Source organism: Streptomyces sp. NBC_00091 (genome assembly GCF_026343185.1).
Taxonomy (GTDB): domain Bacteria; phylum Actinomycetota; class Actinomycetes; order Streptomycetales; family Streptomycetaceae; genus Streptomyces.
This window is the reverse complement of the sequence record NZ_JAPEMA010000001.1, coordinates 278,122-292,359: the sequence shown is the minus strand read 5'-3', so window position 1 is coordinate 292,359 and position 14,238 is coordinate 278,122. Positions and strand designations below refer to the sequence as shown.

Annotated in this window: 13 protein-coding genes and 1 pseudogene; 8 read left to right on the top strand and 6 right to left on the bottom strand. The window is 74.5% G+C overall.

Going from position 1 to position 14,238, the window contains the following annotated elements; genetic code table 11:
* Positions 1 to 4 precede the first annotated feature (4 nt).
* On the top strand, positions 5 to 652 hold the full coding sequence (locus OOK34_RS01270) for a precorrin-8X methylmutase (protein WP_267031998.1): 648 nt from the start codon (positions 5 to 7) through the stop codon (positions 650 to 652).
* Positions 649 to 2,160, top strand: coding sequence for a precorrin-2 C(20)-methyltransferase (locus OOK34_RS01265; RefSeq protein ID WP_267031997.1), 1,512 nt, complete (start codon positions 649 to 651; stop codon positions 2,158 to 2,160). The genes OOK34_RS01270 and OOK34_RS01265 overlap by 4 nt, the downstream gene beginning before the upstream one ends.
* Before the next feature lie 49 nt (positions 2,161 to 2,209).
* Here the strand turns inward: OOK34_RS01265 and OOK34_RS01260 are convergent, their stop codons facing one another.
* The 5 genes from OOK34_RS01260 to OOK34_RS01240 are packed head-to-tail and all read right to left on the bottom strand — an operon-like array spanning position 2,210 to position 6,790.
* The gene (locus OOK34_RS01260; RefSeq protein WP_267031996.1) at positions 2,210 to 2,722 is read right to left on the bottom strand and encodes a hypothetical protein; all 513 of its coding nucleotides are present in this window, start codon (positions 2,720 to 2,722) and stop codon (positions 2,210 to 2,212) included.
* Positions 2,723 to 2,750: 28 nt separating this feature from the next.
* On the bottom strand, positions 2,751 to 3,551 hold the full coding sequence (locus OOK34_RS01255) for a cobalt-precorrin-6A reductase (RefSeq protein WP_267031995.1): 801 nt from the start codon (positions 3,549 to 3,551) through the stop codon (positions 2,751 to 2,753).
* Positions 3,541 to 4,290, bottom strand: a complete 750-nt coding sequence (gene cobM, locus OOK34_RS01250) for a precorrin-4 C(11)-methyltransferase (protein ID WP_267031994.1) — start codon at positions 4,288 to 4,290, stop codon at positions 3,541 to 3,543. Before cobM ends, OOK34_RS01255 begins: the two co-directional genes overlap by 11 nt.
* The gene (cbiE, locus tag OOK34_RS01245; RefSeq protein ID WP_267031993.1) at positions 4,287 to 5,573 is read right to left on the bottom strand and encodes a precorrin-6y C5,15-methyltransferase (decarboxylating) subunit CbiE; all 1,287 of its coding nucleotides are present in this window, start codon (positions 5,571 to 5,573) and stop codon (positions 4,287 to 4,289) included. Before cbiE ends, cobM begins: the two co-directional genes overlap by 4 nt.
* Positions 5,570 to 6,790 carry an MFS transporter gene (locus OOK34_RS01240; protein ID WP_267031992.1) on the bottom strand — a complete coding sequence of 407 codons (1,221 nt, stop codon included), beginning with the start codon at positions 6,788 to 6,790 and terminating at the stop codon, positions 5,570 to 5,572. The genes cbiE and OOK34_RS01240 overlap by 4 nt, the downstream gene beginning before the upstream one ends.
* Before the next feature lie 298 nt (positions 6,791 to 7,088).
* Here OOK34_RS01240 and OOK34_RS01235 point away from each other — a divergent pair, with 298 nt between their 5' ends.
* From OOK34_RS01235 to OOK34_RS01215, 5 genes and pseudogenes are all read left to right on the top strand, one after another.
* On the top strand, positions 7,089 to 7,667 hold the full coding sequence (locus OOK34_RS01235; protein WP_267031991.1) for an IS607 family transposase: 579 nt from the start codon (positions 7,089 to 7,091) through the stop codon (positions 7,665 to 7,667).
* On the top strand, positions 7,664 to 9,121 hold the full coding sequence (gene tnpB / locus OOK34_RS01230) for an IS607 family element RNA-guided endonuclease TnpB (protein ID WP_267031990.1): 1,458 nt from the start codon (positions 7,664 to 7,666) through the stop codon (positions 9,119 to 9,121). The genes OOK34_RS01235 and tnpB overlap by 4 nt, the downstream gene beginning before the upstream one ends.
* A 130-nt stretch (positions 9,122 to 9,251) precedes the next feature.
* Entirely contained in the window at positions 9,252 to 10,232 is a 981-nt protein-coding gene (locus OOK34_RS01225) for an ArsR family transcriptional regulator (protein ID WP_267031989.1), read from the top strand.
* A gap of 117 nt (positions 10,233 to 10,349) precedes the next feature.
* A pseudogene (locus tag OOK34_RS01220) lies at positions 10,350 to 10,493 on the top strand (short-chain dehydrogenase); the annotation flags it as partial.
* 140 nt (positions 10,494 to 10,633) lie between these two features.
* Positions 10,634 to 12,049: an NAD(P)/FAD-dependent oxidoreductase gene (locus tag OOK34_RS01215; RefSeq protein WP_267031988.1), complete on the top strand. Its 1,416-nt coding sequence runs from the start codon at positions 10,634 to 10,636 to the stop codon at positions 12,047 to 12,049.
* Here the strand turns inward: OOK34_RS01215 and OOK34_RS01210 are convergent.
* A complete protein-coding gene (locus OOK34_RS01210; protein WP_267031987.1) occupies positions 12,046 to 12,933 on the bottom strand; it encodes a serine protease in 888 nt (295 codons plus the stop codon). The two genes, OOK34_RS01215 and OOK34_RS01210, sit on opposite strands and share 4 nt — an antisense overlap.
* A 187-nt stretch (positions 12,934 to 13,120) precedes the next feature.
* On the opposite strand from OOK34_RS01210, the gene OOK34_RS01205 reads away from it, so the two are divergent.
* Positions 13,121 to 14,140: a phosphatidylinositol-specific phospholipase C domain-containing protein gene (locus tag OOK34_RS01205; RefSeq protein WP_267031986.1), complete on the top strand. Its 1,020-nt coding sequence runs from the start codon at positions 13,121 to 13,123 to the stop codon at positions 14,138 to 14,140.
* Positions 14,141 to 14,238: the final 98 nt, after the last annotated feature.

The window sequence follows — 14,238 nt, the reverse complement described above, 5'->3', positions numbered from 1 at the left end:
AGAAATGAGCGAGTACACCGTGTTTGAGTACGAGAAGGACGGCGCCGCGATCTACCGCCAGTCCTTTGCCACGATCCGCGCCGAGGCGGACCTCTCCGGGCTGCCCGCCTCGGTCGCCCAGGTCGCGGTGCGCATGATTCACGCCTGTGGCATGACCGACCTCCCCCAGGACCTCGGCTACACCCCCGACGTCGTCCTGCGGGCCCGCGCCGCCCTGCACGCCGGTGCGCCGATCCTGTGCGACGTACAGATGGTCGCCAGCGGCGTCACCCGCAAGCGGCTGCCCGCCGGCAACGAGGTCATCTGCACCCTCTCCGACCCGGCCGTGCCCGCACTCGCCGCGAAGATGGGCACCACGCGCAGCGCCGCCGCCCTCGAGGTCTGGCGCGACCGGGGCCTGCTGGAGGGCTCCGTGATCGCCGTCGGCAACGCGCCGACCGCGCTGTTCCGGCTGCTGGAGATGATCGAGGAGGGCGCCCCGCGCCCCGCCGCCGTCATCGGCGTACCCGTGGGCTTCATCGGCGCCGCCGAGTCCAAGGACGCCCTCGCCGCCCACCCCTCGGGCCTCGAGCACCTGATCGTGCGGGGCCGGCGCGGCGGCAGCGCCATCGCCGCCGCCGCCGTCAACGCGATCGCGAGCGAGGAAGAATGAGCACCCGTCAGACCGGCGAGACGGCGAAGGGCAAGCTGTACGGGGTGGGCCTCGGGCCCGGCGACCCCTCCCTGATGACCCTGCGGGCCGTCGAGGTGATCGCCGAGGCGGACGTCGTCGCCTACCACAGCGCCCGCCACGGCCGTTCCATCGCGCGCTCGATCGCCGCCAAGCACCTGCGCTCCGACCACGTCGAAGAGCCGCTGGTCTACCCGGTCACCACCGAGACCACCGATCACCCCGGCGGCTACCAGGGCGCGATGGAGGAGTTCTACGAGGCCTCCGCCGCCCGCCTGGCCGCGCACCTGGACGCCGGCCGCACCGTCGCCGTGCTCGCGGAGGGCGACCCGCTCTTCTACGGCTCGTACATGCACATGCACAAGCGCCTCGCGGACCGCTACGAGGCCGAGGTGATCCCCGGCGTCACCTCCGTGAGCGCCGCCGCCGCCCGGCTCGGCACCCCGCTCGTGGAGGGCGAGGAGGTGCTGACGATCCTGCCCGGCACCCTGCCCGAGGAGGAGCTGACGGCCCGTCTCGCCGCCACCGACTCGGCGGTCGTGATGAAGCTCGGGCGCACCTTCCCCGCCGTCCGGCGGGCCATGGAGAACAGCGGCCGGCTCGCCGAGGCCCGCTACGTCGAGCGCGCCACCATGGCCGGCGAGCGGACCGGGGTCCTGGCGGAGACCGACCCGGACAGCGTCCCGTACTTCGCCGTCGCCGTCGTGCCCAGCCGGATAGGCAACCCGGGCAGCGTGCCGTCCGGCCCCGGCGAGGTCGCCGTCGTCGGCACCGGACCGGCCGGGCCGCTGTGGCTGACCGCCGAGACCCGGCGGGCGCTGGCCGACGCGGAGGTCCTCGTCGGCTACACCACCTACCTGGACCGGATCCCGGTCAAGCCGGGCCAGATCCGGCACGGCTCCGACAACAAGGTGGAGTCCGAGCGCGCCGAGTTCGCCCTCGACCTCGCCCGGCGCGGCAAGCGGGTGGCCGTGGTCTCCGGCGGCGACCCCGGGGTCTTCGCCATGGCCACCGCCGTCCTGGAGGTGGCCGGGCAGGCCCCCTACGCGGACGTGCCCGTACGGGTGCTGCCGGGAGTGACCGCCGCCAACGCGGCGGCCGCCGCGGCCGGGGCCCCGCTGGGCCACGACTACGCCACCCTCTCGCTCTCCGACCGGCTCAAGCCCTGGGAGGTCATCGCGGAGCGGCTGCGCGCGGCGGCCGCCGCCGACCTGGTGCTCGCGCTGTACAACCCGGGCTCGCGCAGCCGCAACTGGCAGGTGGCCAAGGCCCGGGAGCTGCTGCTGGAGCTGCGCGCCCCGCAGACCCCGGTGGTCGTCGCGCGGGACGTGGGCGGCCCGGAGCAGACGGTGCGCATCGTGACGCTGGGCGAACTGGAGCCGGCCGAGGTGGACATGCGCACCATCCTGCTGATCGGCTCCTCGCAGACCCAGGTCACCGAGCGGCCCGACGGCTCGCGGGTGACGTGGACGCCGCGCCGCTACCCGTGATCCGGGCGCCGCGGCCCGGGAGGTTAGCCGACCGGGCCGCGCCGCCGGCTCAACTCGGGCAGCCCGCCAGGGCGTCGGGGCAGCCCTGCACGGAGGCGGGGTCGAGGGTGAGCAGTTGCCACGACAGCACCCCGGCCGGGGGCGAGTCGTCCTGCGGTGCGGGCTCGATGTGCGCGCTCAGGGCCGCACCGGCCGGGAAGTTCAGCCGGGTGACCTCCCCGACCGTGCCGCAGGCCACGTCGAAGGAACGCTCCCCGGAGCCGCCCTCCCGGGACAGGACCAGGGTGACCCGGGGGCTGTCCTCGCTGTCGCAGGCGATGTCGAAGCGGTACGGGCCCTCCCCGCCGGCCTCCAGGGTCTTGTCCAGGCCGGAGGCGAGGAAACTGGTGCCCCGCATCGTCACGCGGCCGTCGCCGACGCCCTTGCCCAGGCCCTTGTCGGCCCGCTGGAGGGCGTCGTCGGGCTCCCACATCCGGGGCGTCGCTTCTTGCCCGCCGCTGCCGCACCCGGTGACGAGCGTCGCGGCGGCGAGGATCAGGACGAGGGAGTGACGTATCCGCATTCCCTCAGCGTAGAGGGTGCGGCGGGCGTCAGCGGCCGTCGCCGGGGCCGTCGTCGTCGCCGCAGTCGCCGTCGCGGAGCCAGCTGAGGACCGCCTCCACCGAGCCGGTCCGCGCCACGCGCGCCGGCACCGCGGGGCGGCGTACCACCAGGACCGGGATCCCGGCCTCGCGGGCGGCGGTGAGCTTGGGGGCCGTCGCCTCGCCGCCGCTGTCCTTCGTGACCAGCACGTCGATCCGGTGGCGGGCCAGCAACTCCCGCTCCTCGGCCGCCCCGAACGGACCGCGCGCCAGCAGGATCTCCATGCGCGGCGGCATCGGCGCGGCCGGAGGGTCCACCGAACGCACCAGGAACCAGGTGTCGGTGAGGTGCGCGAAGGCGTGCAGCCCCATCCGGCCCGTGGTCAGGAACGCCCGCCCGCCGAGCGAGGGCAGCACGGCGGCGGCGTCGGCGAGCGAGTCCGCGAAGGTCCAGTCGTCGCCGGGCCCGGGCGTCCAGCCCGGACGGCGCAGCGCCAGCAGCGGGACACCCGTGAGGTCCTGCGCCCGCGCCGCGTTGAAGCTCATCCGCTCCGCGAAGGGGTGGGTGGCGTCGACGACGTGCGTGACGCCGTGCCCCGCGATCCAGCCGGCCAGGCCCTCGACGCCGCCGAAGCCGCCGATCCGGGTCTCGCCCGGCGGAAGCACCGGGGCGGAGACCCGGCCCGCGAGCGAGGTCGTCACCCGGTACGAGGTCCCGCGCGCCAGCGCCTCCGCCAGCCGACGGGCCTCCGTCGTACCGCCCAGGATCAGGACATGGTGCGCGGGGCGGGGGGCCGGTTCAGCAGGCATGCCGGTCGCGCTCGGGCGAGTACAGGTGGCTGTCGCGGAACTGCTCCGCGCCCAGCGTCCGGCCCACCACGATGACGGCGGTGCGCACCAGCCCCGCCTCCTTCACCTGCGCCGCGATGTCGGACAGGGTCCCGCGCAGGATCAGCTCGTCGGGGCGGCTGGCCATCGCCACCACCGCCACCGGGCACTCGGCCCCGTAGTGCGGCAGCAGTTCGTCCACGACCCGGTCGACGTACCGGGTGGCCAGGTGCAGCACCAGCAGCGCACCGCTGCGGCCGAGCGTGGCCAGGTCCTCGCCGGGCGGCATCGGGGTGGCCTGCTGGGCGATCCGGGTCAGGATCACGGTCTGGCCGACGGTGGGGACGGTCAGCTCCCGCTTGAGGGCGGCCGCCGCCGCGGCGAAGGCCGGAACGCCCGGGACGACCTCGTACGGGATGCCGGCCGCGTCCAGGCGCCGCATCTGCTCGGCCACCGCGCTGAAGATCGACGGGTCGCCCGAGTGCAGCCGCGCCACGTCCTGGCCCGCCTCGTGGGCCCGTACGAACTCGGCGATGATCTCGTCCAGGTTCAGCTGCGAGGTGTCGACCAGCCGGGCGTCCGCCGGGCACTCGGCGAGCAGCTCGCGCGGGACCAGGCTGCCCGCGTAGAGGCAGACGGGCGCGGCGGCCAGGGTCCGGGCACCGCGCACCGTGATCAGGTCGGCGGCGCCGGGGCCCGCGCCGATGAAGTACACGGTCATTCTGGATCTCCTTGTGTCTTCGTGACCGGTGCCGTCTTCGTGGCCGTTGCCGTCTTCGTGACCGACCACTGGGTGACGGGCATCGCCTGCCGCCAGCCCGTGAAACCGCCGACCGGCACGGCGTGTGCGACGGCCAGCTTCACCAGCTCGCCGCCGTGGCGCCGGTAGCGCTCGGCGAGGACCGCCTCCGACTCCAGGGTGACGGTGTTGACGACCAGCCTGCCGCCGGGTGCCAGCGCCGACCAGGCCGCGTCGAGCAGCCCGGGCGCGGTCAGGCCGCCGCCGATGAACACCGCGTCGGGGGCCGGGAGTCCGTCCAGGGCCCCGGGGGCCGCGCCGACGACCACGCGCAGGCCCGGCACGCCGAGCGCCGCCGCGTTGCGGGTGATGCGCGCGGCCCGCTCCGGGACGCGCTCCACCGCCACCGCCCGGCACGACGGGTGCGTACGCATCCACTCGATCCCGATCGAGCCGGAGCCGCCGCCGATGTCCCACAGCAGCTCGCCGGGGGCCGGGGCGAGCGCGCACAGGGTCGCGGCGCGCACGTGCCGCTTGGTGAGCTGGCCGTCGTGCTCGTAGGCGGCGTCGGGCAGACCGGGGGTCGCGCCGAGCCGGGGGACCGGCGCCTGCGGGTCGCGGCGGCAGTCGACGGCGACCACGTTGAGGGGGTCGCCCGGCGCGTGGTCCCAGTGCCGCGCGGTGCCCTCGTACGTGTCCTCGCGCTCGGAGCCCAGCTGTTCGAGCACCCGCATCCGGCTCGGGCCGAAGCCCCGCTCTCGAAGCAGAGCGGCGATCTCGTTAGGGGTCGCCGCTCCGGCGCTGAGCACCAGGACGCGCCGGCCCTCGTGCAGTGCGGCCGCGAGCCGCGCCACCGGGCGGCCGACCACCGTCACCACCTCGGTGTCCTCCACCGGCCAGCCCAGGCGGGCGCACGCGTACGACACGGAGGAGGGGTGCGGGTGCACCCGCAGGGCGTCCGCGCCCAGCTCCTCGCAGAGCGCGCGGCCGATCCCGTAGAACATGGGGTCCCCGCTGGCCAGTACGGCGATGCGGCGCCCCGCGTGCTCGGCCATCAGCTTCGGCACGGCCGGGCGCAGCGGGCTCGGCCAGGCGACCCGCAGCCCGGCGCACAGCGGGTGCGGCAGCAGGTCCAGCTGCCGGGGGCCGCCGATCAGCACCTCGGCCGCGGACAGCGCGGAGCGCGCGGCGGCGGTGAGCCCGGCCCAGCCGTCGGCGCCGAGGCCGACGACCGTCACGGGGATGGGGGGCGCTGCGGAGCTCACTGAGCGGTACCTCGGGGAACGGGAGAAGGGGAATGCGCGGGATGGACCCGCAGCTTACTGGGGCGCAGCCCCGGCTCCAGTGCCAGGGTGACCACGACCGACGCGGCCGCCAGCGCGGTGATCGCGACCGCCGGCGAGGTGTACTGGGCGACCGCCCCGGCGAGCGCCGCGCAGACCCCCTGCATCGTCAGCATCCCGGCCGAGTGCAGCCCGAGGGCCTGCCCCTGCGTGCCCTCGGGGAGCAGCGGTACGAGGCGCTCCTGCATCAGCAGCCCGGCCGCGTAGCCGGTGGAGGCCAGGGCCACGGCGGCCGTCGCGACGACGGGACCCGGCTCCAGGACGAAGACCAGGTACGGGACGGCCAGCAGCAGCCGCAGCGGTGCCGCCAGCCGGATCCGCAGCCGCTCGGGCAGCCAGCGGCCCGCGACGGTGTCCCCCAGGAGCATCCCGGCGGCGGCGCAGCCGAAGAGCAGCCCGGCGTGCGCGGGGTCGTAGGGGACGAACAGCGACTCGCAGCCCACGATCAGCCCGTTGGGCACCCACAGCGCGAGGTACAGGGTCCGGCGGGCCGGGTGGGAGAGCAACAGGGCGTTGACGCGCCAGGTTTCGGCGGGGGACGGCCGGCCGGCGGCCCGGGGCGCGCGGCGGCGCAGCCCGAGCCGGGTGGTGAGCGCGGCGGCCAGCCCGAGCGCGGCGGACACCAGCAGGACCCCGCGCGGGGACAGTGCGCCGAGGAGCAGCCCGCCGGCGGCGAAGCCGGCGACCTGCGTCACGCCGGCGGCGACGGCGAGGAGGGAGCGGCCGAGGAGGTAGTCGCCTGGCGGCAGGATCTCGGTGAGCAGCCCGTAGCGGACCCCGCCGGCGAGGGAGTCGGCGAGCCCCTGCCCGAGCAGCACCGCGAACACCGCCCACAGCGGGAGCCCGGGGACGGCGAGCAGGGCCGTCCCGGCGGCGGCGAGGGCGGCGAGCCCGCCGAGCGCGGCCCGCGGGGGCAGCCGGTCGGCGGCGGCCATCAGCAGGGTCGCGCCGAGCACCTGGGCGAGGGAGGGGCCGAACATGGCGAGGGCGGAGAGCAGGGGGCTGCGGGTCCGGTCGTAGACCAGGACCCCGAGGGCGAGGCCACCGGTGGTGGAGGCCCCGACGCGCAGTGCGGCGGCGGCGAAGAAGGGGGTGAACTCGGGGACGCGCACGGCGAGTGCGCGGTAGCTGCGGGGCATGCGGGGAGTCTGCGACGCGCTACCGCCAACTCCCAGAGTTTCGCCCCCACACGAAACCTCGGGCCCGGGGCCCCTGCCGTGAGGCGCGGATGCCGGCACCGTGGCGGGCGGGGCGGGGAGCAGCTCCGCGCAGCGGCGACCCCGGCCCGGTCGGCGGAACCGGCGGGGGTGGGGCCCGGCCATCGGCCCAGGCGCGGGATGGGCCGACCCTATCGACCGAGGCCGTCACGAGGGGTTGAACAGCAGTTCCTATTTCTTTCAGTGGATATCCAATATCCTCAGTGAATAGCCTGGCGTCGTGAAGCTTTCCGAGTGGGCAGCGCGCAACGGCGTGCATTACCAGACCGCGTGGACCTGGGCGAAAGAGGGCCGTATGCCGGTCCCGGTCGTCCAGACGCCGTCCGGTACATGGCTCGTGACCGAGCCCGCCCCGCAGGTCGCTGGGCGGGTCGTGGCGTACTGCCGTGTCTCGTCCGGTGACCAGAAAGCGGACTTGGAGCGCCAGGTCGCCCGGACCGTTCAGGGTGCAACGGCCCAGGGCCTCATGGTCGCTGACGTGGTGACGGAGGTCGGCTCCGGCTTGAACGGGCGCCGCCGCAAACTTCACCGGCTGCTCGCCGACCCGGGTGTGGGCACGATCGTGGTCGAGCACCGCGACCGCCTCGCCCGGTTCGGCATCGAGTACCTCGAAGCCGCCCTCTCGGCCTCGGGGCGACGCCTGGTCGTTCTTGACCCGGCGGAGACCGCCGACGGCCTCGTACGGGACATCACCGAGGTCCTGACCTCGATGTGTGCGCGCCTGTACGGCCGCCGCTCCGCGAAGAATCGCGCCGCCCGGGCCATCGCCGTCGCCACCGGCCCGGAGACGGCCGGATGAAGACGTTCAAGCCGCGGCCGGGGTTCACCGTCCTCGCGCACAAGCTCGCGCTGGACCCGAACGCCACGGCCAACCGCCGCCTGCACTCGCACGGAGGTGCCGCGCGGACCGCGTACAACTGGGCGGTCGCGTACATCACCGCCGTGTGGTGGCAGCGCAAGGCCGAGCAGTCGTACGGCATCCCCGAGGACCAGCTCACCGGGTGGCGGTCGTGGTCGCTGCCCTCGCTGCGGAAGGCGTTCAACGAGGACAAGCGCACCAACCCGCGCTTCGCCGACTGGTGGGAGGAGAACTCCAAAGAGGCGTACAACACGGGCCTGGCCAACGCCTCAGCGGCGTTCGACAACTACGCGAAGTCCAAGAACGGTAAACGCAAGGGCCCAAAGGTGGGCATACCCCGCTTCAAATCGAAACGGAAAGCGCGCCTGACCTGCCGGTTCACCACCGGCACGATCCGCATCGAGCCTGACGGCCGGCACGTCACCCTGCCCAGGATCGGCACCGTCCGTCTCCACGAGAATCGAGCCGACCTGCGAGCCCTCATCGGCTCGGGGAACATGCGGATCCTGTCCGCGACCGCGCGTCTGGAGCGGGGCCGCTGGTCCGTGTCCCTCCAGGTCGAGCAGAAGCACCAGCTGGTGAAAGTGGCCCGTCCGGACGCGGCGGTCGGCATCGACCTCGGCATCAAGTCCCTCGCGGTCCTCGCGGACAGCGACGGTGTCCTCGGCGAGGAACCCAACCCACGTCACTTCGACCGCGCACAGAAACAGTTGCGCCGTGCAAGCCGGGCCGTCTCCCGCCGTCAGGGTCCCGACCGGCGCACCGGGCAGCAGCCCTCCCGCCGCTGGGAGAAAGCCAACCGGACGCGGAACAAGATCCATCACCGGGTCGCGAACCTCCGCGAGGACACCCTCCACAAGATGACGACCCGCCTCGCATCCGAGTACGGCACGATCGTCGTCGAAGACCTGGGCGTCGCCGGAATGGGCCGCAACCGGCGCCTGTCCCGCCGTGTCGCGGATGCCGCGTTCGCCGAGATCCGACGCCAGCTTGTCTACAAGACCCGGCGGCGTGGCACGCGACTCGTCGTCGCCGACCGCTGGTATCCCTCCTCGAAGACCTGCTCCCGCTGCGGTGTGGTGAAAGCCAAGCTGCCCCTCAGCATGCGCGTCTTCGAGTGCGACAACTGCGGCCTCGTCCTTGACCGGGACGCGAACGCCGGACACAACCTGGTCGCCCTCGCGGCCCGCACGACAGGTACCGGAGTGGCCGGAGACCTGGACCCCGCCAAGGCGGAGTCGAAGCCCCGTGGAGCCGACCGCAAGACCCGCACCACCCGCCCGCGCCGCAAGGCCGGGACGGGGCGGGCAGGCGGCACAATCCCCAGCCCCCGGGCAGGGAAGGAAACGGGAGACCGTCAACCGGCTACCAGGACGCAACTCGCGCTCTGGTGACACCGTTACGGACCATTCCGGCGGAAACGCCGGGATTGCTGAGATCACTTGATGATCAAAGCAACGGCATGATCAGGGCGGAACCCCCGGACGGGACCCGGCGGAACCCCCGGACGGGAGGCGGCGGCACATGGGCTGGTGGCGCATCGACACGGACGCGCTCGCGCGCAGCCGCTTCCTGGTGTCCCCCCTCGCCGAAACCACCGCCGCCCTCATGGCGCTGGAGCGCCGCACCCCCGCCCACCCCGCCGAACGGGCCTGGCTCGCCGACCGGCTCCCGCACTACCGGGCCTACCTGGCCGCCGAGCCCCTCGCCGCCGAGCTGGTGCGCGCGGCCCTCGGCCGGCTGTGGATCGCCGGGTACCTGACCCCGCCCGCCCACCAGGACGGCCGCCCCTTCGCCGAGGAGCTGGCCCCCGTCCGCGCCACCCCGGACGCGGTGGTCCGTACCGACCTGCGCGCTGCCACCGGCCGGCTCCCCGAGGCCCTCGACCGGGCCCGAGGCCTCGGCCCGCGCACGGCCGAACTGCTGGAGTGGGTCTGGGCAGAGGCCGTACGCCCCGACTGGGACCGGCGCCGCCGCGTCGCCGAGGCGGACATCCTGGTCCGCACCAGCCAGCTCGGCCGGCACGGCTGGGCGGCCGCCCTGTCGGGCATGCGCCCGGGCATGGCCTGGCTCGGCGAGGGGCGGCTGCGCATCAACCTCCAGCGGCGGCCACCGCGCGAACTGTCGGGGGACGCCGGGCTGGTCTTCGTACCGGTGACCCATGCCCACGGGTGGGTCGCCTGGAAGGGGACGTACCGGCACGCGCTGGTGTACCCCTGCGCGGGCCAGCTCACCCAGCCGGGGGCCGGACCGGCCGCTCCGCAGGCGCTGGTCCGGCTGCTGGGGCCGGTACGGGCGCGGGTGCTGGTGCTGCTGGAGAGCCCGAAGTCCACGACGCAGCTGGTGGCGCTGACCGGGCTCAGCCTGGGCGCGGTGGCCGGACAGCTGAAGGTGCTGCTCGCCGCCGGGCTGATCCTGCGCCGACGCGCGGGCCGGACGGTGCTCTACAGCCGGGTCGCGGCCGGGGACGTACTGGTGTCGGCGGCGGGCACCCCGCCTGAGTAGGGTGGGCCCGCGACCGCCCGAGGAGGCTGCTGTGACCGGCCGGAACGCCACGGTCACAGCCCCCGCGCACCCCGGGTACGCCTCCACCAACCTCCACGCCGGAGCCGCCGGCCTGGAGGCCCGCGGCCTCGGCTCGGCCGGCGCGGGGCGCCCGTACGCTCCTGGCGGGCGAAGTGGACCCTCGACGACGCGGCCGCCGGGCGTCTCTGGACCGCCTCCGAGAAGCTCACGGGCGTCTCGTACGCCTCCCTGCCGCGCTGACGGCCCGCGCCCCGGTGCGGCGGGCGCGCCCCCGGCCCGCCCCCGCCGCCCCGCCCGCGCCCCGGCACGCCCCCGCCACGCATCCGTCCGCCCCGGCCGGGACCTGACCCGGGCCGCCCCGCCGGCCGGACACTCGTCCCATGGACGACACTCCGGACAACCACTCAGAATCCCCCGACGGCCACGCCGTGGTCCTCGGGGCCGGCCTGGCCGGGCTGCTGACGGCGCGGGTGCTCGCGGAGCGGTTCGCCCGCGTCACCGTGGTCGAGCGGGACGAACTGTCCCTGCACGGCCCGGAGTTCCGCCCCGGCCTGCCGCAGTCCCGGCACGCGCACGTGCTGTGGTCGCGCGGTGTCGAGCTGATGGAGCGGCTGCTGCCGGGGGCCACCGCCGAGCTGATGGCCTCCGGCGCCGCGCTGCTGGAGTCGCCGCGCGACTTCCTGTGGCTGAGCCCCGCCGACTGGTTCCAGCGCGTTCCCGGAGCCGGGATGCTGATCGGCAGCCGGGAGCTGCTCGACTGGACGCTGCGCCGGGCCGTGCTGCGCGACGGCCGCGTCCGGATGCTGGGCGGCCGCCTGGCGACCGGGCTCGTCGCGGGCCCGGACGGCCGCTCGGTGACCGGGGTGACCCTGCGCGACGGCGGCCGCCTCGCCGCCGCGCTCGTGGTCGACGCCACCGGGTACACCTCGAAGGCCCCCGCCTGGCTGGCCGCCCTCGGCTACCCCGCCCCGGCGGTCACCCGTTACGACTCCCACCTCGGCTACTCCAGCCGCTCGTACGCCATCCCCAAGGCCTCCGCCTCCGCCTCCGCCGGACCGGACCGGGGCTGGCAGGGGATGTACGTACAGGGCCGCCCGGACAGCCCGCGCGGGGGAGTGCTGGTGCCGCTGGAGGGGGACCGCTGGCTGGTCACCCTGATCGGCAACGGCGAGCACGCCCCGCCCACCAAGGACCCCGAGTTCCTCGACTTCGCCCGCACCCTGCGCAGCCCCGCGATCTACGACGCCATCCGCGACGCCGAGCCGCTGTCCCCGCCGGCGGGCTTCCGGGCCACCGCCAACGAGTGGCGCCACTACGAGCGCATGGACCGCTGGCCCGAGGGCCTCCTCGTCGTCGGCGACGCCGCCTGCCGCTTCAACCCGGTCTACGGGCACGGGATGACCGTCGCCGCCATCACCGCCCAGGCCCTGGACGAGGCGCTGGCCGGGCTGAGCGCCGGGCAGATTCCGGCCCAGGCCCGGCGCGTCCAGCGGCACACCGTCAGCGCGGCCTCCGTCGCCTGGCAGATCGCCACCAGCGAGGACCTGCGCTACCCCGGAACCGAGGGCCCGCCGCCCGACCGCGCGACCCGCGTCCTCCAGGCCTACATGTCCCGGGTGATGGCGGGAGCCAACACCGACCCGGAGATCTCCGCGCGGTTCTTCGGGGTGCTCTCCCTGTCCACCCCGCCGAACGCCCTGCTCGCCCCGGGCACGCTGCTGCGCGTCCTGTCCAAGTGGCGCCTGCCGACCTCCCCCCGCACCCCGGACTACCCGCCCCACCACACGGCGGGCTAGCCGCGCACCGCCCGCTCGTACAACTCCCGTACCCCGTCCCCGAAATAACTGCTGTACGAGGTCGCCTCGTCCCCGCCTCCGTCGCGGCCGCCGATCACCCCGACCAGGGTGTTCCCCGCGGTCAGGACGGGGCCGCCACTGGTCCCGTTGGGCACGTCCGCGCAGTCCAGCCGCAGCTGCGTGGACCCGGCGGCTACGGCTGTGTTGGCACACCCCAGGGGCTGCTCGGCGTCGTTCGGGTAGCCCACCAGCCGGGCCGGTGCGGGCAGTTGGACCCCGAAGCGGACGGCCTGCGCCCCCGTGACGTCCTCGATCCGCTGCCCGGGATGCCCGGGGCGCCGCACCCGGATGAACGCCACGTCGTAGTCCGGGTCCGAGGACCGCACCCACCGCGGATCCACATCGATCCGCGTCGGCACCCACACTCCGAACGGCGCCTTCCCCTCCGCGTACCCCGGAACGAAGGCCAGGTTGGTCCGGAAGCCGCTCGCGTACACGCAGTGCGCGGCGGTGACGACGAGATCCCCGTCGGGGGAGTGCACGACACTCCCCGAGCAGTGGTGGTCGTCGTCCCAGTCCAGACCGGGGGAGAAGAGCGCCCCGATCGCCGGCTCGGGCTCGGCGGTCCGCGCCTGGAGCGGCTCGGAGACCTGCCAAGGGGCCTCTTCCCGCTCCTCAGGCTTCGTCCCGCCCCCCTCGGAGAGCTTCTTCAGCGCCCCGGCCGCCGCCTCATCGGCCAGCCGCGCATCCTGCGCGTACCTCCCCCGAGCCGCATCCCCGTCCGCGACGGACCCCATCCGGCCCATCCCGAAGGCCACCCCGGCCGCCACCAGCGCACAGCAGACACCGGCCAGCACGCAGACCCGTACGGCCCTGCCCGTCATATGGCGCTCCCGCCCTGGAGATCATCAGTCCCCACTCGAACGGGCCGGCCGCCACCCTTGGTTCCCCCTCCAGAACGTGTCCGTCCTCACAGACCCTCACCAGCCACCCACCGTCCTTCCCCCCGTCACCCAAATCCCCTACGCTCCAGCCGACTTACCCACTGGTAGCCGACGGGAGCCCCCCACCATGACCATCCGAACCCGCACGGCAGGCGCCTCGCTGACCCTCCTCACGGCCCTCACCCTCACCCTCCCCACGACCCCTGCCGCAGCCGCTGACCTCCCCTACATCTCCTCCACGGGCGTGGGCGTCCACAACGCGTACGAGAAGGCCAAGTACCCCTACTTCGCGGACGCCCTCGACTCCGGCGCGGCGATGCTGGAGCTCGACGTCTGGACCAACTTCTTCGGCAGCGGCTGGCGGGTCTCCCACGACAACCCCTTCGGCAACGACAGCAACTGCGAGAACGCCACCACCCCCGCCCAGCTGCGCACCAAGTCCCGCAACCAGAACCTCGCCGGCTGCCTCTCGGACATCCGCAGCTGGCACGACGCGCACCCCGGCCACCGCCCGATCGTCCTCAAGCTCGAACTCAAGGACGGCTTCGCCGCCAACCTCGGCCGGGGCCCCGCCGAGCTCGACACCCTCCTGAACAGCAAGCTGGGCGACGCCCTCTACCGCCCGGGCCAGCTGGCCGCCGGCCACCCGGACCTCGACACGGCCGCCCGCGCCGGCGCCTGGCCGAGCCGCTCGGCCATGGCCGGCAAGTTCCTCGTGGAACTCATCCCCGGCACCCTCGAGGAGGGCAACAGCTCGGACAAGCTCTGGACCGACCGCGAGTACGCCGAGCACTTGCGCACCCACCTCCCCACGGCAGCCGCCTTCCCGGCGGTCCACCGCGCCGAACCGGGCGACCCCCGCAACCGCTACGCGGACCCGTCACTGCGCCCCTGGTTCGTAGTCTTCGACGGCGACTCCACGGCCTACACCTCGGGCTCCATCGACACGACCTGGTACCACCGCAACCACTACCTCCTCATCGCCACCGACGCCCACAACGTCACCCCGGCCATAGACCCGGTCCACCCCACCGAGTCCGAAGCCCGCGCCCGAGTAGCCCTGATGGCCACCCACCACGCCTCGATCACCTCCTCGGACTGGTACCCCCTCCCGAGCGTCCTCGCCACAGTCCTCCCCCGAGGCTGACCCGACCGGCGGGCCAAGGTCGCGCTGCCCAGCGCCGCCACGCAGTTCGCCTTGCCTCTGGCCTGCCGGATGTTCAGCCGCAGAGCGGCTACTGCCGT